20 protein-coding genes are annotated in these 21579 nt (G+C 75.1%); 5 read left to right on the top strand and 15 right to left on the bottom strand.

The annotated features are described in order from the left end of the window. Position 1 precedes the first annotated feature (1 nt). From ACZ42X_RS01800 to ACZ42X_RS01785, 4 genes are read right to left on the bottom strand one after another with little or no spacing between them, the layout of a single operon-like run. A complete protein-coding gene (locus tag ACZ42X_RS01800) occupies positions 2–1177 on the bottom strand; it encodes an aromatic ring-hydroxylating dioxygenase subunit alpha (RefSeq protein ID WP_468283159.1) in 1176 nt (391 codons plus the stop codon). A 32-nt stretch (positions 1178–1209) separates the two neighbouring features. Continuing rightward, positions 1210–2181 (bottom strand): alpha/beta hydrolase family protein, encoded by a 972-nt coding sequence (locus tag ACZ42X_RS01795; protein WP_468283156.1) that lies wholly within the window; start codon positions 2179–2181, stop codon positions 1210–1212. Beyond that, positions 2178–2996 (bottom strand): hypothetical protein, encoded by an 819-nt coding sequence (locus tag ACZ42X_RS01790; protein WP_468283153.1) that lies wholly within the window; start codon positions 2994–2996, stop codon positions 2178–2180. The genes ACZ42X_RS01795 and ACZ42X_RS01790 overlap by 4 nt, the downstream gene beginning before the upstream one ends. Further along, on the bottom strand, positions 2993–4729 hold the full coding sequence (locus tag ACZ42X_RS01785; protein ID WP_468283150.1) for a carbon-nitrogen hydrolase family protein: 1737 nt from the start codon (positions 4727–4729) through the stop codon (positions 2993–2995). Before ACZ42X_RS01785 ends, ACZ42X_RS01790 begins: the two co-directional genes overlap by 4 nt. A 112-nt stretch (positions 4730–4841) precedes the next feature. Between ACZ42X_RS01785 and ACZ42X_RS01780 the strand changes: the two genes are divergently transcribed. Further along, complete coding sequence (locus tag ACZ42X_RS01780; RefSeq protein WP_468283147.1) at positions 4842–5150, top strand: Dabb family protein; 309 nt, start codon at positions 4842–4844, stop codon at positions 5148–5150. Here the strand turns inward: ACZ42X_RS01780 and ACZ42X_RS01775 are convergent. The 6 genes from ACZ42X_RS01775 to ACZ42X_RS01750 form a co-directional block, all read right to left on the bottom strand. After that, entirely contained in the window at positions 5147–6151 is a 1005-nt protein-coding gene (locus ACZ42X_RS01775; protein WP_468283144.1) for an alpha/beta hydrolase fold domain-containing protein, read from the bottom strand. The two genes, ACZ42X_RS01780 and ACZ42X_RS01775, sit on opposite strands and share 4 nt — an antisense overlap. A 140-nt stretch (positions 6152–6291) precedes the next feature. After that, positions 6292–7746: an aldehyde dehydrogenase family protein gene (locus ACZ42X_RS01770; protein WP_468283141.1), complete on the bottom strand. Its 1455-nt coding sequence runs from the start codon at positions 7744–7746 to the stop codon at positions 6292–6294. Beyond that, positions 7736–8932, bottom strand: a complete 1197-nt coding sequence (locus ACZ42X_RS01765; protein ID WP_468283138.1) for an FAD-dependent oxidoreductase — start codon at positions 8930–8932, stop codon at positions 7736–7738. The genes ACZ42X_RS01770 and ACZ42X_RS01765 overlap by 11 nt, the downstream gene beginning before the upstream one ends. Beyond that, a complete protein-coding gene (locus ACZ42X_RS01760; protein WP_468283135.1) occupies positions 8929–10413 on the bottom strand; it encodes an aldehyde dehydrogenase family protein in 1485 nt (494 codons plus the stop codon). The genes ACZ42X_RS01765 and ACZ42X_RS01760 overlap by 4 nt, the downstream gene beginning before the upstream one ends. Then, positions 10410–11714 carry an acyl-CoA dehydrogenase family protein gene (locus ACZ42X_RS01755; protein WP_468283131.1) on the bottom strand — a complete coding sequence of 435 codons (1305 nt, stop codon included), beginning with the start codon at positions 11712–11714 and terminating at the stop codon, positions 10410–10412. Before ACZ42X_RS01755 ends, ACZ42X_RS01760 begins: the two co-directional genes overlap by 4 nt. A 216-nt stretch (positions 11715–11930) precedes the next feature. Further along, on the bottom strand, positions 11931–13211 hold the full coding sequence (locus tag ACZ42X_RS01750) for a flavin reductase family protein (RefSeq protein ID WP_468283128.1): 1281 nt from the start codon (positions 13209–13211) through the stop codon (positions 11931–11933). A gap of 285 nt (positions 13212–13496) precedes the next feature. Between ACZ42X_RS01750 and ACZ42X_RS01745 the strand changes: the two genes are divergently transcribed. Next, on the top strand, positions 13497–14234 hold the full coding sequence (locus ACZ42X_RS01745) for an IclR family transcriptional regulator (protein WP_468283125.1): 738 nt from the start codon (positions 13497–13499) through the stop codon (positions 14232–14234). A 96-nt stretch (positions 14235–14330) separates the two neighbouring features. On the opposite strand, the gene ACZ42X_RS01740 is transcribed toward ACZ42X_RS01745, so the two are convergent. Both ACZ42X_RS01740 and ACZ42X_RS01735 read right to left on the bottom strand, forming a co-directional pair. Further along, positions 14331–15026, bottom strand: coding sequence for a hypothetical protein (locus tag ACZ42X_RS01740; protein ID WP_468283122.1), 696 nt, complete (start codon positions 15024–15026; stop codon positions 14331–14333). 12 nt (positions 15027–15038) lie between these two features. Continuing rightward, the gene (locus tag ACZ42X_RS01735; protein WP_468283119.1) at positions 15039–16019 is read right to left on the bottom strand and encodes a hydroxymethylglutaryl-CoA lyase; all 981 of its coding nucleotides are present in this window, start codon (positions 16017–16019) and stop codon (positions 15039–15041) included. 77 nt (positions 16020–16096) lie between these two features. On the opposite strand from ACZ42X_RS01735, the gene ACZ42X_RS01730 reads away from it, so the two are divergent. Together ACZ42X_RS01730 and ACZ42X_RS01725 are read left to right on the top strand one after the other, a co-directional pair. Beyond that, a complete protein-coding gene (locus ACZ42X_RS01730) occupies positions 16097–17290 on the top strand; it encodes a CaiB/BaiF CoA transferase family protein (RefSeq protein WP_468283116.1) in 1194 nt (397 codons plus the stop codon). A 1-nt stretch (position 17291) separates the two neighbouring features. Next, positions 17292–17933 (top strand): isochorismatase family protein, encoded by a 642-nt coding sequence (locus ACZ42X_RS01725; protein WP_468283113.1) that lies wholly within the window; start codon positions 17292–17294, stop codon positions 17931–17933. Between the two features lie 70 nt (positions 17934–18003). Here ACZ42X_RS01725 and ACZ42X_RS01720 read toward each other — a convergent pair whose 3' ends face one another. From ACZ42X_RS01720 to ACZ42X_RS01710, 3 genes are read right to left on the bottom strand one after another with little or no spacing between them, the layout of a single operon-like run. After that, positions 18004–18684, bottom strand: a complete 681-nt coding sequence (locus ACZ42X_RS01720) for a neocarzinostatin apoprotein domain-containing protein (RefSeq protein WP_468283110.1) — start codon at positions 18682–18684, stop codon at positions 18004–18006. Continuing rightward, positions 18681–19370, bottom strand: a complete 690-nt coding sequence (locus ACZ42X_RS01715; RefSeq protein WP_468283107.1) for a neocarzinostatin apoprotein domain-containing protein — start codon at positions 19368–19370, stop codon at positions 18681–18683. Before ACZ42X_RS01715 ends, ACZ42X_RS01720 begins: the two co-directional genes overlap by 4 nt. Then, on the bottom strand, positions 19367–20419 hold the full coding sequence (locus ACZ42X_RS01710) for a hypothetical protein (protein ID WP_468283104.1): 1053 nt from the start codon (positions 20417–20419) through the stop codon (positions 19367–19369). The genes ACZ42X_RS01715 and ACZ42X_RS01710 overlap by 4 nt, the downstream gene beginning before the upstream one ends. A 294-nt stretch (positions 20420–20713) precedes the next feature. Here ACZ42X_RS01710 and ACZ42X_RS01705 point away from each other — a divergent pair, with 294 nt between their 5' ends. After that, a complete protein-coding gene (locus tag ACZ42X_RS01705) occupies positions 20714–21574 on the top strand; it encodes an HpcH/HpaI aldolase/citrate lyase family protein (RefSeq protein ID WP_468283101.1) in 861 nt (286 codons plus the stop codon). Positions 21575–21579: the final 5 nt, after the last annotated feature.

The following is a 21579-nucleotide window of genomic DNA, read 5'->3' as shown; positions in this document are numbered from 1 at the left end:
ATCACTCGCTCTCGACGGTGGGGTGGCCGGCGGTGGGGTGGAAGCCGTGCGCCTTCTGCTCCCAGGCGCGGGCGAACTCGGGGACGTCACGCCGCCCCGGTGAGGGGATCACGGTGGCGGTGCGCGCCGGGACGTCGCCCGTGATGCGGTCGGCCGCACCGACCATCCACCCCTTCGCGGCCAGTTCCTGGCGCTTGCGGCGGTACGCGACCGAGATCAGGTCCGACCGCAGGTGCAGCTCCGCGCCCAGGTCGGCGGGGAGCAGCTCGGGGCGGGTGCCGTCCACGACCGGGGCGTCCTGGCCGAAGATCTTCATCACGCGCTTGCGGGTGTTGCCGTCGGCCCACGCCCCGGTGAAGAAGTCCCGCAGCGCCACCCACTTCACCAGGGTCGTCGTCTCGTCCACCGGGATGTTGGTGTCGTAGATGACCATGCTGCCCAGCGGCAGCCGCACATGGAGCTTGATCAGGTTCGGCAGCATCCAGCCGGCCGTGGTCACCACCGGCGGCCGGTCCTTCGCCCGCGCCCTGCGGTCCGCGTACAGCCGCGCCCACAGCCCCTTGGCGGTGGGCGGATGGAGGGCGACCGTCGCGAAGGCCGACCACTCGTCGGGCTGCTCCAGCGTGTACTCCTCGACCTCCGGCCGGTCCGGGTTCCCGAAGGAGCCCGCGTGGACGAAGGGGGTGTGCGCGATGTCGCAGCCGTTCTCCAGCACCCGCTCGTAGTTGGAGCGCCACAGGTACTCGCCCCGGACCGCCTTGAACCGGCCCCCGTTCTCGACCAGCTCGCCGAACTCGGGCCACACCGGGACCGGGGGCCGCTCCTCCGGAGGCAGGTCGCCGAGGAACACCCACACGAAGCCGTACTTCTCCTGGACGGGGTAGGCGTCCACCCGCGCCTTCTTCGGGATGCCTCGCCCCGGCTGGTTGGCCGGGATGAGCGTGCACGCCCCGTCCGCGTCGAACCGCCACCCGTGGTACGGGCAGACCACGCAGTCACCCGCCAGGGTGCCGGCGGACAGGGCCGCGCCCCGGTGCGCGCACAGGTCGGACAGGGCGACGGGGCGGCCGGCGCCGGTGCGGTACAGCACGAGCGACTGGCCCAGGCACACCACCTTCCGGGGCGTGCGCCCGACGCGGTCGGCGAACTCGACCGCGTACCAGAAATTCTTGAGCATCCGTGCCGCTCCTCATCGTTGGAGTGGGGAAGTCAGCGGCGACGCACCAGGGCGAGGCCGGGGTGGGGCGGGGCGAGCAGTGACGCGAGCGCGCCGTGGGCCGCGGCGTCGCCGCGCAGGTGGGCGGTGCAGAACAGCGTGACGAGCCGGGCCAGCAGGGCCCGTGCCGAGCGCTGGGCCCCACCGGGCCGCTCCAGGAACCCGCGGGCCGACGTGGGGTCGTGCGGATCGCACGGCGTGAAGTGCCCCGCGCCGGTGAGCCGCGCCCAGACGTGCGCGCCGTCCGCGTCCGGCAGCGCCTCGGCGAAGGTGCGCTCCACCGGATCGGACGCGCCCTCGCCCCCGTACCGGTCGGTGCTCGCCGCGATCACGCCGTCCGTCTCGCCGGACAGCAACAGGACCGGCGCGGTGCCGCTCACCGGCAGCACCGTGCCGGGCGGCCAGCCCAGCATCGAGGCGACCAGCGTATGGGCGCCGTACGTGAAGACGGCGCGGACGCCCGGCGTGAACCCGGCGGACTGCAGCGCCACGGTGCCGCCCGCCGAGTGCCCGCCCAGCGCGACGCGGTCCAGGTCGAGCAGGCCCGCCAGGGGCGCCCGGCCCGCCAGCTCCCGCACGGCGGTGAGCAGCGCCCCGATGAGCGGGGTGGTGGGCCGGGATCCGTACCCGGCGGGGGACGCGGCGTCGAGGTCGACGGCCGGGGTCAGGCCGTGGCTGCCGGCGAACAGCTCACCCACCAGGTCCGCCGTGACCGTCACCAGGCCCTTCTCGGCGAGGGCGATGGCGAGCCAGCGGTACGCGTCCTGCCCGACGTTGATGCCGGGCAGGAGCAGCACGACGGGGTACGGGGCGCGGGCCGGATCGGCCGGCACCTCGCCCGTCAGGCGTTCGGCGTCGGAACCCGTGTGCCGGGCGGGGTAGAAGACCCGCAGGTGGGCCGTGTCGAACGGCTCCTTGAGACCGGGCACCCGGGTGGCCCACCACAGGGACCGCACCTGGCTCATGACGCGGGCCCGCTAGGCCCAGGCAGTTCACGGTCCCCGCCCCACAGCGCGCGCACCAGCCGGGCGGTGGTCTCCTCGCCGAAGTACCGCACGCCCATGACGTTGGCGGGGTCCCGTTCGGCGATGTTGCGGCGGGTCGCCAGGTCGGCGGCGGCGAGCGCGGCCCGCTGCTCCTCCGGTACGGGTTCGGCCGCGTCAACCCACCCCAGCCAGCGGTCCACGTGCGCGTGCGTCAGCCGCCGCACCAGCGCGACGTGGTGCTCGTCGCGGGGCATCGCGTAGCAGTACGCGGTGGGGGAGAGGCTCGCCCGGATGAAGCCGGCGCGGCTGGTGAACCACGACAGCTCCGGGTTCTCCTCGCGTACGGACAGCCACTCGCGGGCGACGGGCTCGTAGTAGCGGTCGTAGTAGTCGCCGTCGGCGAGCAGGTTCGTACGGGGTACGGAGTCGAGGTAGAACCAGCCGCCGGGCCAGCAGAGCAGGGCGATGCCCAGGTGGGGGACGCGGATGTGCGGGCCCAGCCAGACCGTCAGGTGGAGGTTGGCGAAGCCGCGCGTGGGATTGCCCAGCCACGAGTGCACCATCCAGTCGACCTCCGGGCCGGTGTACGCGGCCAGCGAGCCGCCGGGGCTCGCGGGCGGCGAACCGTAGCTCTCCAGGTCCTTGGTGGACGGGTCCCGGTGGAGCTCGAAGCGGGCGTCGATCTTCTCCTTGAGCTCGATGAGCAGGGCCCGCCACTGCTCGAAGGTGTCGGTCACGTCGGTGACCGGGGCTTCGTCCGTCATGTCCTGGACGGCCTTGAGGGTGTCGCTCACGATGCTCCTCCTGGGCGTGCGGCCGCGACGAGGGCCCCGGCGAGGTGCCAGGGCCGTCCGTCGACGAGGTCGGTTCCGCGCGAGACGAGACGGCGGGCGGCCTGGCCCGGCCGGATGGGGGCGAGGGTGAGGCGGCCGTCCGCCGGGGTGGTGTCGGGGTGGCTGATCCGGCCGTCGAAGGGCGCCGCCCCTCGGGTCTGCCACAGGCCGAAGTCCCGCGGCAGGCGGTGGATCGCGCCGATGGCGTGACCGGCCGCCACCACGTTCACGCGGTTCTCCGCGCTGCGCTCCGGGAGCCCGAGGGCGCTCTCCCAGCCCTCCGTCCCGGTGAAGCAGACGGCGGCCGTGTCCGCCCCGGCGAGCGCGGCGAGCCGGAAGGTCTCCGGGTACAGGCCGTCGTCGCCGACGACCACCGCCACCCTGCCCCACGGGGCGTCGTACGTGTGCAGCCGCGACCCGGGCGGACCATCGGCCCAGACCGCGTGCCGCGCACTGCGGTGCAGCTGAGGCTGTACGAGGACGGGGCCGTCGGCACGGAGCAGGTAACCGGTGTGGACGCGCTCGTGGGGCAGGGTGCAGGCGAGGTACGTGTCGGTGCCGGCGAGCGCGCCGGTCAGCGCGGCCAGTGCCTCCTTGGCCAGTGCCTCCTTGGTCGGCGCCGCGCCGGCCGCGGGGTCGACGGCTCCGCCGGGGAAGCAGAACAGCTCGGGCACCACGACCAGCGACGCGCCCAGGGCGGCCGCCCGGGCGGTCAGCTCCGCCGCCTCGGCCACCGCGTCACGCGGGTCCTCGGCCCCGGGGCGTACGACGGCGGCCGTCACCTCGTCGGCCCGCCGCCCCGCGAAGGGCGGCGCCGGGTGGGGCGGCGCCGCGAGGGGGGCGTACAGCTCGGGCCGGCGGGCGGCGAAGACGTCCGTGCCGTCCGGGCGCCGCTTGTCGTCGGCCCGCGTCGGCTCGATGTCGGCGACGACGACCGCCTCGCCCGTGCGCGGGGCCCGGGCGACCACGGTGCCGTCGGGGGCGACGATCTGGCTCTCCCCGGCCCCGTGCAGCGCCTCGCGGGGCACCCCCAGCCCGGCGGCGACGGCGTCGACGTGCTCGTCGGGCAGCAGGGGGCCGACCTTGTTGGCGGCGACGACCCAGACCTTGTTCTCCGCCGCCCGCACCGGGATGTGCAGCGACGCCTCGTCCAGGGCGAAGGAGTTGAGGCTGTTGAGGAGGACCTGGGCGCCGCGCACGGCGAGCCCCCGGCACACCTCGCTGATGACGCCCTCCATGCACGAGTACAGACCGAACCTGCCGACCGCCGTGTCGACGACGGGCCCCGGGTCGAGGGCCGGGTCGAGGTGGTCCCGCTCGCTGCCCATCAGGACCTGCTTGTCCGCGTGGGCGAGGAGCGCGCCGTCGGGGCCGTACAGGAGACTGGCCGCGGTCACCCGGTCCCCGCCGGGTGCGGCCAGGGTGACGTGCGTCTTGACGAACACGCGGTGCCGCGCCGCCGCGGCGGCCAGCGGCGCCAGGAAGTCGTCACCGGGCCGGCACGCCCTGCGCAGCGCGTGCGCCCGGTCGTCGTACCAGGAGAGGTGGTTGCAGAACTCCGGCAGCACCACCAGGCGGGCGCCGCGCCGCGCCGCCGTGTCGATCGCGCGGAGGCACGCGGCCAGGTTGGCGCGGCGGTCGCGGCCGACGGCGAACTGGGCCGCGGCGACGCGCACGGTGGAGCCTTCGGCCATGACAGCCTCCCGTGGTCACTGGTTCCCCTAGCGGAACAGCGTTTCCCCAACATACACTCGGGTGCCACCCCGCGACAGGGGTGGGAAGCGACGACCGACCGGAGGTTCCGCCGTGCTCGTCCATGTCGTCCTGATGAGGTTCACCGACCCCGCCGACGCCCCCGAGGCGAAGAGGCGGCTGGAGGAACTGCCCGCGCTCGTCGGCGAGATCGCGTCCATGCGTGTGGGCCTCGACGTCACCGGGTCGGCCATCTCGTACCACCTGTGCATGACCACCCGGCACACCTCGGCCGCCGCGCTCGCCGCCTACCAGCGTCACCCAGCGCATCGCGCACTGGGTGACTGGCTGCGCCCGCGGCTCGCGGACCGGGCGACGGTCGACTACGTCGACTCAGGAGGCTCCGACCGGTCGCGTGACTAGGATGTGCGGCCGGGCAGCGTCTGGATGGTGCCCGCGGAGAGCAGGGATCCGTAGTACGCGCCACCGGGGTACAGGCCCGCGGTGCGCGTCCCGTCGAAGGCGTCCTTCGCCCAGCCGACCGCGAGGGTCTGCAGCGCCGAGACGTTCTTCTGCTGCGGCGTGCCGCACAGCAGCGTGCCCGCGTTGTCGGTGGTGGAGCCCTCCGCGTCCGTGTGGGCGCCCGACGTCAGGCGTACGCCGACGAACGGGCGGGGCAGCAGCTGCTGGAGCGCGGCGGTGCCGCTGCCGCTGTTGTTGCAGCTGTAGCCGGGGGCGGAGATGGTCAGGATGGGCAGGGACGTCGTCGCCAGCTGGGTGAGCGAGGCGTCCGTGTTGTTCCCGATGAACGACTTCACCGGGTCCAGCAGGACCAGGCCGCGCACCTTGGCGAACGCGGCCGGGTGGTCGGCCCGCAGTCTCTGCGCCACGTACTCCGCCGCCTCGCCGCCCGCCGAGTGGCCGGCGAAGACGAACGCGTTCGGCAGCGCGCCCAGGTCGGTGCGCCCGGCCTGGCTCTTGGCCGACGCGTAACTGCGGGCCAGTTGGGACGAGCCGCTGCCGGCGGAGGCGAACCAGGTCGCCACGTTGTCGAGGAACGGCTTGTTGTTGCCGATGTTCTGCAGCGTGCAGCCGAACATGTCCGCGCTGCGCAGGGTCGGGGCGAACACCAGGTATCCGGCGGCGGCGTAGCGGCCGGCCAGGTCCGTCATGTGGTCGTTGGCGCGGGCGAAGCCGTGCTGGAGCCAGACCAGGCCCTTCGGGGTGCCGGACGGGAAGTACCAGTCGGCGGACTGGCGGTAGGTGAAGACCGCGCACGACACGTCGACGGTGGTGGACGCCTTGGTGACGGCGGACGCGGCGGTGGTGGCGGGCGCGGAGTGGGCGGTGGTGGCCGGGACGGCGCCGAGGAGCAGGGCGGCAAGTGCCGGAACGATCACCTTGCGCAGGGCGGGCAGGTGCATGCGATCCTCCGAGAGCGGGCAGCTGTTTCCGAGAAGGAAACTGAGTTTCTGCACGCGATACGTGGATGACAGCGGAGGAGGCCGGGCCTGTCAATACCCGCCGTCGAAGCGGAGGCGGACGCACCGCTACGGGAGGGTGCTTACGCCGGGCCCGGGTACGCGCCGGGAGGCATCCCCGGACCGCCCGCCCGGAAGGCCGCGGGCGCGTGCGTGACACACGGCTGCGTGTAGCCGCACAGCCCCTCGGCGCCGTACTCCCGCCCGTGCCCGCTGCGCTTGACACCGCCGAAGGGCGCCCGCAGCGACATCCCCGTGCGGTTGTGCGTGTTGACGAAGCGGAAACCGGCCTCCAGCCGCTGTGCGAAGGCGAACGCCCGGTCCTCGTCGGCGCTCCACACCGAAGCGCCGAGGCCGTACTCGGTGGCGTTGACGCGGGCCACCACCTCGTCCTCGCCGTCGTACGGCAGCACCGGCACCACCGGGCCGAACTGCTCCTCCCGCACCACGGGCGCGCCGTCGTCCAGGCCCAGCAGCAGCACCGGCCGCACGAAGTGCCCGGCGGCGAGGTCCGTGTCCGGACCCACCCCGCCCAGCTCGACGGCGCGTCCGCCCCGGTCCCGGGCGTCGGCGACGAGCCGCCGGACGCGGTCCGCCGCCTCGGCACTGATCACCGGGCCCACCGTCGTGGCGGGATGCAGCGGGTCGCCGAGCAGCAGCGCGCGCTCGGCCGCCGCGACGTACTCCGCCACGAACCGCTCGTACCGCCGCCGTGGCACGTAGATCCGCTTGGCCGCCATGCACACCTGACCGGCGGTGGCGAAACTCGCGAGCACCAGCCGTTCCAGGTCGCTCCGCGACAGCCGCGCGTCGTCCAGGAGCACGGCGGCGTCGTTGCCGCCCAGCTCCATGGTGGTCGGCGTCAGCGCGGCCGCGGCGACCGCCCCTACGGCACGTCCCGCCTCGGGGCCGCCCGTGAAGGACACCTTCCGGATCCCCGCGTGCCCGGCGAGGGCCCGCGCCGTCGCCGCGTACCCGTGGACGACGTGCACCAGCCCCGGCGGCACGTGCCGCGCGCACGCCTCCAGGACCAGCGACACCGCCAGCGGGGCCAGCGGCGAGGGCTTGACCACCACGGCGTTGCCCGCCGCCAGCGCGGGCGCCAGCTTCAAGGCGGTGAGCACCACCGGGGCGTTCCACGGCGTGAGCGCCGCGACCGCGCCGAAGGGCCGGTGGCTCACCGTCAGCCGCCCCGCCGCGTCGTCGGTGACCCGGTCGGCGAGCAGCCCGGGCGCGTGTTCGCCGTACCAGCGCAGGACGGCCCCGGAGAAGCGGATCTCGCCCGCGCAGTCCGCCACCGGCTTGCCCGACTCGCGCGCCAGCAACGGCGCGGCCTCGCCCGCCACCTCGTCCAGCGCGGCGGCCGCGCGCACCAGCGCACCGGCCCGCTCCTCCGCCGGCTCCCCGGCCCAGGAGCGGGAGGCCGCCTCCGCCGCCGCGACGGCCCGGTCCACCACCGCACCCCCAGCCACCGGCACGCTCCCGACGATCTCGTCCACCCGCGCCGGGTTCCGGCGGACGATGAGCTCAGCCGACACGCACGCCCTCCTCCGTACCACCGGCAGGCCGCAGCGAGGCGATCATCGAACTGCGCAGCAGCGCCTCCCTCGCCCTGGCCGGGTCCGCCGCCACGGCCCGCAACTCCTCGCGCACCGCCGCCCGGGTGGGCTCGTCACGCGCGCGCAGCCGTTCCCAGTTGCGATGCGTCTCTGCCCCGACGTACGTCAGGGCACAGCGCCGGCGCCCCTCGGCGGCCCGGGTCAGCTCCGCGTCCGGGGCCGCACCGGTGATCACGGCGGCGAGCGCGGTGCCCATGAGGACGGCGTCGTGGATGCCGCTGTTCATGCCCATGCCCCCCAGCGGGTTGTTGACGTGCGCGGCATCCCCGCACAGCAGCACCCGGCCGTACCGGAAGCCGTCCGCCACCCGCTGGTGGACCCGGTACAGGCTGGCGTGCGCGACGCGCCACGGCCGGGCACCCGGGCACACGCCCCGGAGCCGCTCCGGGAGCCGCGCCGATTCGGCCGCGTCCGGTGTGCCGTCCGGCGTGGGCAGCAGCACCCGCCAGTGGTCGGGCGTGCGCAGCAGCACCAGCCACTCGTCCGGATCGAGGACGTACGCGATCGGCGCCAGGTCCGGCATCGCCGCCGTCAGGTCCTCGTCCAGCGAGGCGACGAGGAAGCGCTCGGGATACGTCACCCCCGCGAAGCCCGCGCCCACGGCCCGCCGTACGGCCGAGTGCGCCCCGTCCGCGCCGATCAGCCAGTCACCGCGGACCCGGGAGCCGTCCTCGAGCACCACCGTCACCGCACGGCCGTCCTGCGCCACGCCCCGTACCGCGCGGCCGAAGCGCACCTCCGCCGCGGGGTGCCGGCCCAGCGCGTCGAGCAGGATCGGCGTCAGCTTGCTCTGCTCGCACTGCACGCGGTACGGGTACGGCGTGTCGTCCGCCAGCACCGCCAGGTCCAGCTCGGCGACCGGCTGCCCGGTACGGCGCTCGCGGTACTGGAAGGTGCGGGCGACCAGCCCCCGGTCGAGCAGCGCTCCGACGACCCCCAGCCCGTCGAGCATCTCCAGGGTCGGCGGATGGAACGTCGACGCCCGCGACTCCGCCGCGAGGCCCGCCCCCTGCTCCAGCACCGTCACCGGAATGCCGCGCCGGGCCAGGACGAGCGCGGCAGTCAGCCCCACGGGCCCCGCGCCCGCCACCAGGACACGGCTCACGACGCGCCCCATGGGCCGGTGTGCAGGGCGAAGGAGCCCTCCACGCCGGTGACCCGGGCCCCGGTGAAGTGCAGGACCGTCTCGTCCGTACCCTCGTCCACCAGCCCGGACAAGCCCCACGCGGGGCGGGGCGTGTCGGTGTGCAGGCTCAGCAGGGACGAACCGTTGACCTTCACCTCGCCCGCCCGGACGCGCCGTGCGACGGCCAGCGCGGACGTCTCGTCGGCGCCCACCACGTACCCCTCCAGCCCGTACCCGGTGGAGTTCGCCAGGGCCACGGCCTCGCGCACGTCGGCGTACGGGTGCACGGTGGCCACCGGCCCGAAGACCTCCTCGCGCGTCGCCGCCTCCGGCGCGCCGGTCACCAGCAGGGGCGCCAGGTAGTTGCCCCGCCCCGGAACGCCGGCGAGGGCATGGGCCTTCGCCCCCGCACCGGTCAGCGCGTCGACCGCCGTCAGCGCCCTCGCACGGTGGCGCGAGTGCGCCAGCGGCCCGTACTCGGTGGCAGGGTCGAGCGGGTCGCCGACGCGCAGGTCGCGGAGCACCGCTCTCGCGGCGTCGAGGACGTCCGCGAGCAGCGGCGCCGGGACGACGAGCCGGCCCAGCGCCCGGCACCACTGGCCGTTCAGCGTGGTGAGCAGCTCGGCGGCGACGCGGCCGGCGACCTCCACGTCCGCGTCCGGCAGCACGACCAGCGGGTTGTTCCCGCCGAGTTCGAGCTGGACGGGCTTCAGCGCCCGCCCGCACACGGCGGCGACCTCGCGGCCCGCCGCCGTGCCTCCCGTGAACGACACCACCCGGATCCTGTCGTCCGCCACCAGCCGCGCCCCCGTGGCGCCGTCGCCGTGCAGCAGCTGGAGCACGGCCGGCGGCGCCCCGGCGGCGGCCAGTCCCTCGGCCGCCGCCTCGACCAGCAACTGCGTACCGTACGGAGCCAGTTCCGGCGCCTTCACGATGACCGGGCAGCCGGCGGCCAGCGCGCTCGCCGCCTTGTGGGCGGCCATGGGCGCGGGCGCGTTGTACGGCACGACGCACAGCGCGGGCCCGAGCGGCGCGCGGCGCACCTCGACCACCCGGCCGTCCGGCCGTACGGAGCGGGAGTGCAGCAGCCCGGCGCGCAGGCGCGCCGCGGCCAGGCGGAAGGCCCCTGCGACGATGACGCCGAGACCCGACGTCTGGGCCAGCGGGACACCCGTGGCGTACGCCTCGGCCCGCACGATCTCCGGGACACGCGCCTCGACGGCGGCGGCCGCCGCATCCAGCGCGTCCGCCCGCGCCTCGTCGGCGAGCCCGCCCCAGCCCTCGTCCGCGTGGAGCGACGACGCGCCGGCGAGGACGCGCTCGACGCGTTCCGGGGAGCTCGCCGTCGCCGGCCGTACGGGCTCACCGGTGGCCGGGTCCTCCAGCATCACGTCGAGTTCCAGGGCACACGGCTGCCGGTCACCGTCCACCAGGTCGGCGATCGGGACGGTCGGTCTCACCGGTCGGCCTCCACGGTCGCGAACAGGGCGTTCTCCCGCGCCTCCGTGGCGATGCCGGCCACTTCCAGCCGGCCGCGTTCCGCCGGGAACGTCATCACCAGGCCCATGGCCAGGTCACGCAGCGCACGGCCCACCGGCCCGTCCATCGTGGCCCCCGACGTGCCGCAGGCCTTCAACGCGCCCAGCGCCACCTCGAAGCACGCCTCGGTCACCGACCCCTTGCCGAGCCGCCAGTGGGTGAACACCTCGGACTTGGGCCGCACCGGCGGCTCGGAGGTCTCCAGCTCCAACTGGCGCCGCAGCCACAGGTAGGCGGTCTGGAGGCGCTGCGTCATGTCGCCGATGAGCACCTGGTGCACGGGGCTGGACGCGATGGGCCTGCCCGTGTCGGCGAACGTGCGACGCGTGAGGGTCTCCAGCGTGTGGTCGTACACCGCCTGCGCCGCGCCCGTGTAGACGGCGGCGATGGCGAGCTGGTTGCCGACGAAGCTGCCCCGGCTGACCTGGAGCATGCGGGTGAACGCACCGGGGATGGTGAGTGCGTGGTCCTGCGGGACGAAGACGCCGTCGAGCCGGATGCCGTGGTTGGCGCTGGCGCGCATGCCGAGGCCGTTCCACGGCTCGCGGGAGGCGACGCCGGGCGCGGTGCGCGGGACGAGGAAGAGGGCCAGGGCGTCGGGCCCTTCCTTCCCCTCCAGCTTCGCGGTGACGAGGTAGGTGTCGGCGACGCCGGTGGCGCAGCCGAAGGACTTCTCGCCGGACAGCAGCCAGCCGCCGGGGGCCGGTTCGGCGGTGGTGGCGATGGAGATGTTCGCCCCCGCGCTCTTGGCCGACTCGCTCGCGAAGTTGGCGAGCCACCGCCCGGAGGCCATCGTCGTCAGCACCCGCTCGGCGAAGGCGGTCACGTCGCCCGCCTCCTCCGGGGTGAAGAGCCCGGCCCGGACGGCTTCGAGGGGCAACAGCCCGCGCGAGGCGCTGGTGTTGTGGAAGAAGTAGGCGAGCGCGGTGGACGGGCAGGCGGTGCCCATGGCGTACGTCGCCGCCGCCAGGTCCCGCAGCGTTCCGCCGAGTCCGCCGTACTCCTCCGGTACGACCAGGCCCAGGAGCCCGGCCTCGCGCAGCAGCGCCACGTGGCCGGCGGGGAACGCGGCTTCGGCGTCCGCCCGGGCGGCGGCGGCCCTCAGGGCGGGGAGGACGGCCTCGACGCGTTCGGCCCGGGCGCGTTCGGCCGGGGTCATGGCGTCGAGGAGGCGTTCGGCGGTCAGGCGGGGGGCGGTGGGTGGTGGGGACGCTGATGGCATGGGTGCGGCTCCTCACTGGCTTCGGGTGCCTGGGGTGGGGCGTACGGCGCGCAGCCGGTACCGGGCACGGTGCACGATCGGTACGGCGCTCGGCGCTCGGCGCTCGGCGCGCGGGCCCGCGGAGTGCGGGCGTGGTGCTCGGCGCGCGGGCGCGCGGTGGGTGCGGCGCCCGGTGGGTGCGGCGCGCGCGGCGTACCGTCACCCGGCGGCGTACCGTCACGAGCCGGCGGCCGGGCGCACCGGACCGCCTCGCCGCCGCCCGTACCGCAGGGCGTGCAGCTCGTTCAGGCAGGGGCGCAGGGCTTCCCGTTCCACCGGGGCCTCGACGCCGAGGCGCGCACACAGCAGCAGCAGGCGCTCGGTGGGCAGCAGCCCGCCGCAGCCGGCCAGGCCGGTGTCGAAGTCCCGGACGCCGTTCTTCATCGCGGTGAGGGCGTTGACCAGCCCGAGGCCGTGGTGGTCGCGCAGCGCCAGCCGCAGGGGGGCGTCTCCCGCCTGCGGTACGGCGTCCTGGAGCAGTCTGCGCAGATGGCGCGGCGAGCCGTCGTCGTGCTCCTCACCGCCCCGGGGCCCGGCTTCGTCCAGCGCGATCTCCCCGCAGCCCGCCTCCCGCAGCGCGCCGACGGTCTGCAGGACGGCCCGTCCGCGCGCGGGGTCGAGGGCGTCGTCGACGCGCCCCACGACCGTGGCACCGGAGCCGGCCACCGCGGCGACGACGGAAGCGGCCGCGGCGGCGACGCCGTCCGCCGCGACGGTCACCTCCACCACCCTGCACCCGGCGGCCGTCGCCTCCGCCGCCTCGGCGGCGTCCCTCACCCGCACCGAGACGCGCTCCGGCAGGGCGGGGGAGCGGCGCAGCTCGTCGCGCGGCAGCCGTACCCGCACACCGGCGGCGCGGACGGCGGCCGCCAGCCGCGCCACGCGCCGCCGGTTCCCCGCCTCCGCCGCCAGCGTGCGGGCCAGGCCCGTGTCGGCGACGGCGACCTTCTCCGGGAGCGGGTCGGCGAGCTGGCCCCAGGAGCGGGAGTGGAACAGCAGCGGGGAGGTGATGCGGGGCACTCCGGCCGCGATCACCTCGCCCACGAAGATGGTGTGGTCCCCGCCGGGGTAGACATGGCGTACCCGGCAGTCCACCCAGGCGGCGGCGTCGGTGAGTACGGGACTGCCGGTGGCGCCCGGCAGCCAGTCGCCCTCGGCGAACCGGTCGGTGACGCCCGGCGTCAGCCCGGCGAACCGGCGGCCGAGCCCGATGTGGTCGCGCCCCAGCACGTTCACGGCGAACACGCCGTTGCGCGTGACGAGTTCATGGGAGCGGATGCGGCGGTCGAGGCAGACCAGGACGAGCGGAGGGCGCAGACTGACGCTGCTGAAGGAGCTCGCCGTCATCCCGTGGCGCCGGCCGTCGGGCCCGGCGGTGGTGATGATGCCGACTCCGCTCGGCCAGCGGGCCAGCACCCGGCGGAAGGTGGTCTCGTCCACGGCGGTACCGGTGTCCATCGCCACATCCGCCCCCACGTCGTTGTCTGCGTCGTTTCCTGATGCGAAACGGTGTCACGCACACCGTAACGAGGCGCATGAGTGGGCGTCAAGGGATTGTGATACGTGGCCGGGGGAGTGTTTCCCATGGGGAAATCGCGCCCTATGCTGGGGCGTGGTCGGCGCCCGTCGCCCCGGCCGGCTCAGCACGCCCGCACCACACCGGGGGACACCGTGACCGACGAGAACAGCAGCGAGAGCGGCAGCGAGAACAGCAGCAGGTCCATCGCCGCGGTCGAGCGCGCCATGGACGTGCTCCTCCTCTTCGGCCGTGCCGGACGCCCCGATCTGGGCGTCACCGAGATCGCCCAGGAGCTGGGCATCACCAAGGCGGCCGTGCACCGCATTCTCACCGCCCTGCGCAACCGCGACCTGATCATCACCGACTCCGTCACCCGCCGGTACGCGCTGGGCCCCGCGGCCATCTCCCTCGGCCGCGCCTACCTGGCCCGTACCGACCTGCGCATCCTCGCCGCACCCGAGCTGCGGCGCCTGGCGGAGCAGTGCGGCGAGACGGCCACCCTCTCCATCCGGCGCGGTGACACCCGGCTGTACGTCGACCAGGTCGTGCCCGTCCAGGAGCTGCGGATGGAGGTCGCCCTCGGCATCCCCTTCCCCCTGCACGCGGGCAGTTCGTCCAAAGCCATGCTGGCCTTCCTGCCGGAGGCCGAGATCGACGCGTACCTCGACCGGCACGCGCTGGAGCCGCTGACCGACCGGACCATCACCGACCCCGCCAAGCTCCGCAAGGAGCTCGCCGCCATCCGGCGCCGGGGCTACGCGACGTCCGTCGGGGAGCGCGAGGCCGGGTCCGCCTCCCTGGCGGCCCCCGTCCTCGGGCACGACGGCCATGTCATCGCCGTCCTGAGCGTCGCCGGCCCGCAGACCCGCTTCAAGCCCCGTATGGGCGAGTGCGCGCCCCTGCTGCTCGAGGCGGCCGAGCGGCTGTCGGCCGAGTTCGGCCACCGGCCCACCGCCGACTGACCGACGGGCGGACCTGTGCCCCGCTCACAGGCCCGCCCTTTCACCAGCTCGCCCCGGCTCACACGCCCGCTTCCGGTTCGCAAGCCCGCCCCCGGTTCACAAGCCCGCCCCCGGTTTCAGTACGCCCAGCACCGCCGCGCCCAGGACGCAGCACCAGATGGTCGCCACGTACGGGACGCAGCCGTCCACCGCCCGCCGCAGCGCCCGCTCGGTCCCCGGCGTCGAGCCCTCCGCGCCGAGGGCCGCGAAGGCCGGGCCGAACGGCCGCAGGGTGAGCCGGATGCCGAGCCCGCACGCGAGGGCGACGGCGTACAGCGCGACCTTCGCGCCGAGCCAGCGCGGCTCCGTGGTCACCCCGAAGGGCTCGTCGGCGGTGAGCGTGTACGCCGCCACGCCGAGCAGCACCGCCGTCGCGGCGATGCGGACGGTCCAGTCGGCACGCCGCACCCAGGGGCGCCGGCCCGGACGGTGATGGTCCACGACCGTCAGCCACAGCCAGCAGACGGCCCCGGCCCAGGTGGCCGTCACCGTCCAGCCGTTCAGGACGGCTTCGGCCCCGTGCGGCTCCAGCGCCATCAGCGTGACGCCACTGGGCAGGAACAGCACCAGGCACACCTTCGGGCCGAGGTCGAGGATCCCCATGATGCGCAGGGCGGTGGCGCGGGCGGCGAACGGCAGCTCCGCACGCAGGACGTAGCGGCTGGAGACGTAGACGCCCAGGTCGCCGCCGAGCCAGAACACGAACAGGACGAGGTGGAGCAGGATCCACCAGCCGTGCGGGTGCGCGCCCATGGTGCCCCTCCCTCACGCCCGGCCGTCGGTCTGGGCCGGGGAAGGGGTCGGGGCTGGGCTCGGGGCCGTGGCCGTGCCCGGGAAGCCGCCGGCCCGCCCGAGCAGCGCGGGCGCCTCCCGGCCCAGCAGCGTGCCCAGCCACGTACCCGCGTCGGAGGCGGCGTCCAGACCGATCCCCGTACGCGTCCCCATCCGCTCCAGCAGGTAGACGAGGTCCTCCGTCGCGATGTTGCCGGTCGCCGCCGGGGCGAAGGGGCAGCCGCCGAACCCGCCCAGGGACGCGTCCAGCCACGCGGCACCCGCCGCCACGGCGGCCACGGCGTTCGCGTAACCGGTGTTGCGCGTGTTGTGGAAGTGGCAGCGCAGCGGAACGCCGGGCGCGGCCTCCCGCACCGCGTGCAGCAACCGGCCCACCGCGTCCGGCGCGGCGACGCCGATCGTGTCCGCGAGGGCGATCTCGGCGGCCCCGGTCGCCGCCCCGCGGCGCGCGATCTCCACGACGCGCTCCTCGGGCACCTCGCCCTCGAAGGGGCAGCCGAACGCGGCCGCGATCGTCAGCGTCGGAGGGGCGCCGGCCGCGTGCGCGGCCTTCGCGATGCCGGCCCACGCGCCGAGAGCCTCTTCCGTGCCCACCCCCTGGTTGCGGCGGCAGAACGTGTCCGTGGCCACCACCACGCAGTTGACCTCGTGCACCCCGGCGTCCACCGCCCGCGCCAGCCCCCGCTCGTTGAGGACGAGACCGCTGTAGCGCACCCCGTCCGGACGGGGCAGGAGCGCCATGACGTCCTCGGCGCCCGCCATCTGCGGCACGCGGTCGGGGCGGACGAACGCCACCGCCTCGATCCGCCGCGCGCCCGCCGCCACGGCGCGCCGCACCAGCTCGGCGCGCGACTCGGGGCTGAGGACGGTGCTTTCGTTCTGCAGGCCGTCGCGAGGTGCGACCTCCACCACGCCGACGGAGGCGGAGGGCGCGTGAGCCACTGACTTCCCCATCGAGTTCTCCATGCGCCGCATTCTGCCCTGTCGGTTCCTCTAGCGAAACGGCGTTTCCCAAAACTACACTCGCGGCCATGACTGGACCTCTGTCCGACATCCGTGTCCTGGAGACCGGCACCCTGCTCGCCGGCCCCTTCTGCGGCCAACTCCTCGGCGACCACGGCGCTGAGGTCATCAAGCTCGAAGACCCCGGCCGAGGCGATCCCATGCGCCAGTGGGGGCGTGAACGCCCCTACGGAAAATCACTGTGGTGGCCCGTCGTCGCCCGCAACAAGAAGTCGGTCACCTGCAACCTGCGCCACCCCGAGGGGCAGGCCCTCGCCCGCGAACTCGCCGTGCGCGCCGACGTCCTGGTCGAGAACTTCCGCCCCGGCACCCTGGAACGCTGGGGCCTCGGCTACGCCGAGCTCGCCGCCCTCAACCCCCGCCTCGTCCTCGTCCGCGTCACCGGGTACGGGCAGAGCGGACCGTACGCGCCCCGCGCCGGCTTCGGCTCGATCGGCGAAGCCATGGGCGGCATCCGGCACATCACCGGCGAGCCCGACCGGCCCCCGTCCCGGACCGGCGTCTCCCTCGGCGACGCACTCGCCGGCACGATGGCCGCGTACGGAGCCGTCATGGCGCTGCACGCCCGGGAGCGCACGGGCAGGGGGCAGGTCGTCGACTCCGCGCTGTACGAAGCCGTCCTCGCCTACATGGAGTCGCTGCTCCCCGAGTGGGAGATCGGCGGCTACCAGCGCGAACGCACCGGAGCCGTCCTCCCCAACGTCGCACCCAGCAACGCCTATCCGACCGCCGACGGCGCCACCGTCCTCATCGCCGCCAACCAGGACACCGTCTTCCGGCGCCTGGCCGAGGTGATGGGCCGCGAAGACCTCACCGACAACCCCCACTACGCCACCCACACGGCGCGCGGCGCGCACCAGCGCGCACTGGACGACCTCATCACCGAGTGGACCGCGCGGCAGCAGTCCGAGGACCTGCTCGCGGCCCTGCACGCGGCCGGGGTCCCGGCCGGCAAGACCTACACCGCCGCCGACATGCTCGCCGACCCGCACTTCGCCGCGCGCCGGGCCATCGTGCGCGTACCGCACCCGGACTTCGGCGAGATCCCCATGCAGAACGTCGTCCCCCGCCTCTCGGAAACCCCGGGAGCCGTCCGCTGGGCCGGCCCGGCCCTCGGCGAGCACAACGACGAGATCTACGGCAAGCTGCTCGGCCTCACCGACGAGCGGCGCGGCGAACTGGCCGCGGAAGGGGTGATCTGACGTGTCCGCCGCGTCCGACGGCCTGGACGAGGACTACCGGGCCGCCGGATTCGGCCGCTGCGTCGGCTGGGGGCGGCGGCCGGCCGTCCTGCTGGTCGATCCGGTACGGGCCTACGCCGACCCCGGCTCCCCGCTCTTCCTGCGGACGGCGGCCGACGCCCTCGCCGCCATGGAGCGCCTCGCCCGCACCGCCCGCCGGGCCGGCCTGCCGGTGGTGTTCACCGCCGTGCGCTACGCCCGCGAACCGGCCCTCCACGTACCGCACTTCCACCGCAAGGTCCCGGGCCTCGACGCCTTCCGCGCGGACAGCCCGCACGGCCGCTTCACCACGGTGTGCCCGCCCGCCCCCGGGGACGACACGGTGTACAAGCACTACCCGAGCGCCTTCTTCGGCACCGGCCTGCACGACCGGCTGACGTCGTACGGCGTGGACACCGTCGTCATCGGCGGCTTCTCCACCAGTGGTTGCGTCCGCGCCAGCGCCCTCGACGCCCTTCAGCACGGCTTCCGGCCCCTCGTTGTACGCGAGGCCGTGGCCGACCGCGATGCCGCACCGCACGAGGCGAACCTCTTCGACCTGGACGCCAAGTACGCGGACGTCGTGAGCCTCGGCGAAGCCTGCGCCGCACTCGGCGGGGGATAGCGCACACCGGACAACGGAAGACGGGATGAGTGCCGGGCACCGGTTCACCGAACCGGTGCCCGGCACGGTCTCAGTGCCTGGCGGCCTGTCGCCGGCGCGCCACGAACATCCCCCCGGCGCCGAGCACGACCAAGGCGCCGCCGATCAGCGCCACCGGGAGCGTGTCGCCGGGACCGGTCTTCGGGAGGCTGGGCGTGGTGGCGGTGCTCGACGGCCGGGGAGCACCGGGCGAGGGGGCGGTGCCGCCGCCCGTGCCACCCGTACCGCCGCCCGTGCCACCCGTACCGCCGCCCGTACCTCCCGTGCCGCCTCCCGCGCCGACCGTCAGCGGCACCTGCGCCAGCTCCCTGGTCGCCGTGATGGACACCGCGATGACGCAGGCACCCGCCTTCGCGGTGCAGTCGACGCCACCCACCTTCCCCTTGACGGTGATCCGCGCGGTGGTGCCGTTGGAGGACGCGCTGTGCCAGACACCGGACGCGTCGGTCCTCCCGATGACCGAGGACTCCGGTGCGGTGTCGCAGTCCGTCGGCTTGGCCGGGCTCGGCGTGCAGAGCCCGATCGGCACGAACGGCTGGTTGGGACTGAGCCCCTTCGCGGAGACGGTGACCTTGTCGCCGGGTGCCAGGCCGGTGGACTTGCTCACGGTCAGCGAGGGCGCCGCAGCGGCCGGAGCGGCGAGCGCCGTGACCGCGAGGGCCGCTGCCGCCGCGAGGGCGGCGGTGCGACGGGACGGGCGCAGGGACGTCATGGTGTACCTCCGGTGTCGGTGTGAGGGAAACGGGATCGGCCACGTCGTGAGAGGACGAGGGACAAGACGGCGCACCACACGGTCACGCCGGTGGAAGCGGCCCACAGGGCGGTGGACGGCCCGCCCCAGCGCCCGTCTCCGCGCCCGTCCGGCGCGGGGGAGGAGCCGGGGCCGGTGGCGGCGCTGCCGGTGCCCGAGGGCTCGCCCGGCACGGTGCCGCCGCGGAAACCCACGGGGATGTCGACGGTGTTGGCGGTACGCACAGCGGCGGGGGCCGCGGACGGCAGCGGGGAGACGCCCACCACGCAGGCGGTGGTCCGGCAGTCGACGCCGAGGAACCTGGCCCGGACGGTGAGTCTGACCGTGGGCAGCCGGCCGGAGCCGTCGATGTTGACCAGCGTGGCGCCGCCGCCCAGGTCGCAGTCGCCGATACCGGTGTAACCCTCCCGGCAGAGGCCGACCGCGACGGAGGGGAGACCGGGCCGGAAGCCCCGACCGGTGACGGTGACCTCCTGACCGTCGGTCAGCCCGACGGCCGCGGAGACCTTCGCCGTCGCCGGTCCGTCCGCCGCCGCGGCGCTCGTGCCGCCGGCGACGCCGCCGTACAGGCAGAGGGCCGCGCACACCGTCGCGACGGCGGAGGCCCGTCCGGGCGAACCGGACCGGGCCGACGCGGATCGTGTCATGAGGATGCCTTCCTGTCCTGCCGTACGCGCCGGGCGGGCGCGTGCGCCGCGTACGCCACGGCCGCGCCCGCCGGCCACAGGGCGACCACCACCAGGGCGTCGGCGGCCGTGACCAGCCGCCCCGCCGCCTCCCAGAGCCCCGCCCCGGCCACCGCCCCGCACAGCCCCCACGCGGCGTACCGGCCGGGCAGCAGGCGGGCACACCCGGCCGCCACCGCGAGGACGCCCCCGAGCGCGAGGGTGAGCTGCCAGGCGCTCGCCGCCACCGCGCAGGCGGTCACCGCCGCGCCCAGGGCGAGCAGGAGCAGGGGCGGCCTCGCAGCGGTAGGGCCGCGCCACATGGTGCTGACCAGTGCCCCGGCCGCGAAGAAGCCCACGGCCACTCCCGCCGCGCCGGCCGTGAACAGGGCGAGCGATCCGCCCAGAAGCTCGAACCGGAAGACGGAGAAGTCCTGCGCGGCCGACAGGGCGGCCGCCGTGCCCGCCCCAACCGCCGCCCACGCGCCCCGCCGTGCGGGCGCCGCACCCCCGGCAGGGGCCGTCCCGCCGCCGGCCGCCGCCGGAATGAGCAGGACGGCCCCGGCGCAGCCACACGCGGCGAGCGCCGTGCCGGGCCGGTCGGCGAGCGCTCCGGTCACCGCCCCTGCCGCGCCGAGACCGGCCAGGACGCCCGCGTACCACGGCGTCGTACCGGGCTGCCGGGACAGCGCGGGGGCCCCGAGGACGGCCGAGGCCGCCACCGCCGTACAGAACACCGCCACCGACGGCCACACCCCCGCGACAGCCGTCAGCAGGCAGGCCACCGCGGCGTACCGGGCGGCGGCCGTGGCCGAGAGGGACCCCGCCCGCCGGCGCCGCCGGGCGGCCGCAATCGCCGTGAGGCCGCTCAGCAGTCCCGCCGAGAGCAGCACGTAACGGAGGGCGGAGCCCGGCATCCCGACGACACCGCCGAGCAGCGGAGCGCCCACCAGCAGGGAGCCGGGTAAGAGTCCGGCGGCGGCACCGGTGAACGCGTCCACGACGCGGGGCCGGCGTGGCTCGGCGGTCATGGGGTGCTCCTTCCGGAGCAGGAGGAAAGGGACGGACAGTCGTTTCCAACAGGGAAACGGTGTTGCCTATCAGGCCCCCTATACAGCCCGTGTCAGGTCTCGCTGTCAAGGGCTGGAACGGGAAACGCTGGATCGGCATGCGAAACACGAACGGAGGAGCCTGCCTTGACCCCCGGAATCGGGCGCCGCTACGGTTGCCGCCGCTCGTTCCCCACCCCCGCCCGGCTTCCGCCGCGGCGTGCGTCGGCGCGCGCCTCCGAGGGGCGGCCGCGCCCGAGGACGGATGGAGTGACCGTGACCCCGCGCTCTTGGCTGTACGTGCCCGGCGACCGGCCCGCGCTGCTGGGCAAGGCCCTCACCCGGGGCGCCGACGCCGTCATCGTCGACCTCGAAGACGCCGTACCGGTGTCCGCGAAGGAATCCGCCCGCGACCAGGCCGCCCGTTGGGCTGCCGCGCAGCGACCCGGCGGACCGTGCTCCCTCTGGGTGCGGATCAACCCCGGCGAGGCCGGTCACGCCGACGCCCGGACCGTCGCGGCCCCGGCCCTGGACGGCGTGATCATGGCCAAGTGCGCCGGGCCCGACGCCGTCCGCGCGCTGGACGCCGTCCTCACGGAACGCGAGCGCAAGGCGGGCATCGCCGCGGGCCGGATCGCGGTGTCACCGCTCCTGGAGGACGCCGCTGCGGTACTGGCGGCACCCGCCATCGCCGCCGCCTCGCCACGCGTCGTACAACTCCAGATCGGTGAGGCCGACTTGTGCGCCGAGCTGGGCATGGAACCGGGGGAGGACGAGCGCGAACTGCTGGCCCTGCGCACGCACGTCCTGCTGGCGTCCGTCGCCGCCGGTATCCGCCCACCCGTCGGTCCGGTCTTCACCGACTACCACGACGCGGACGCCCTGCGGCGCTCCACGCAAGCGCTGCGACGGCTCGGCTACCGGTCCCGCGCCTGCATCCACCCTGCGCAACTGCCCGTCGTCCACGAGGTGTTCACGCCCACTCCCGCCGAGGTGGAGCGCGCCAGGCGGCTCGTCGACCGGTACGAGGCGGCCGTACGCGCCGGGCTGGCGGTGCTGACCGACGACGGCCGGATGATCGACGAGGCGGTCGTACGCGGCGCCCGCCGCGTCCTCGCGGCGGGCCGAACCGCATGACGGCG

The sequence above is a fragment of the Streptomyces sp. NPDC030862 genome, from assembly GCF_055571835.1.
The sequence above is the reverse complement of the archived record's forward strand: the minus strand, read 5'-3'. Positions and strand labels throughout refer to the sequence as shown.

Bases quoted from the DNA above. Each gene is read 5' to 3' on its own strand.
- ACZ42X_RS01740 (WP_468283122.1), bottom strand. From the start codon at position 15,026: ATGGGCGCGCACCCGCACGGCTGGTGGATCCTGCTCCACCTCGTCCTG.
- ACZ42X_RS01755 (WP_468283131.1), bottom strand. From the start codon at position 11,714: ATGCCATCAGCGTCCCCACCACCCACCGCCCCCCGCCTGACCGCCGAA.
- ACZ42X_RS01730 (WP_468283116.1), top strand. From the start codon at position 16,097: ATGACTGGACCTCTGTCCGACATCCGTGTCCTGGAGACCGGCACCCTG.
- ACZ42X_RS01800 (WP_468283159.1), bottom strand. From the start codon at position 1,177: ATGCTCAAGAATTTCTGGTACGCGGTCGAGTTCGCCGACCGCGTCGGG.
- ACZ42X_RS01715 (WP_468283107.1), bottom strand. From the start codon at position 19,370: ATGACACGATCCGCGTCGGCCCGGTCCGGTTCGCCCGGACGGGCCTCC.
- ACZ42X_RS01795 (WP_468283156.1), bottom strand. From the start codon at position 2,181: ATGAGCCAGGTGCGGTCCCTGTGGTGGGCCACCCGGGTGCCCGGTCTC.
- ACZ42X_RS01745 (WP_468283125.1), top strand. From the start codon at position 13,497: ATGGACGTGCTCCTCCTCTTCGGCCGTGCCGGACGCCCCGATCTGGGC.
- ACZ42X_RS01775 (WP_468283144.1), bottom strand. From the start codon at position 6,151: ATGCACCTGCCCGCCCTGCGCAAGGTGATCGTTCCGGCACTTGCCGCC.
- ACZ42X_RS01785 (WP_468283150.1), bottom strand. From the start codon at position 4,729: ATGGCCGAAGGCTCCACCGTGCGCGTCGCCGCGGCCCAGTTCGCCGTC.
- ACZ42X_RS01735 (WP_468283119.1), bottom strand. From the start codon at position 16,019: ATGGGGAAGTCAGTGGCTCACGCGCCCTCCGCCTCCGTCGGCGTGGTG.
- ACZ42X_RS01710 (WP_468283104.1), bottom strand. From the start codon at position 20,419: ATGACCGCCGAGCCACGCCGGCCCCGCGTCGTGGACGCGTTCACCGGT.
- ACZ42X_RS01750 (WP_468283128.1), bottom strand. From the start codon at position 13,211: ATGGACACCGGTACCGCCGTGGACGAGACCACCTTCCGCCGGGTGCTG.
- ACZ42X_RS01720 (WP_468283110.1), bottom strand. From the start codon at position 18,684: ATGACGTCCCTGCGCCCGTCCCGTCGCACCGCCGCCCTCGCGGCGGCA.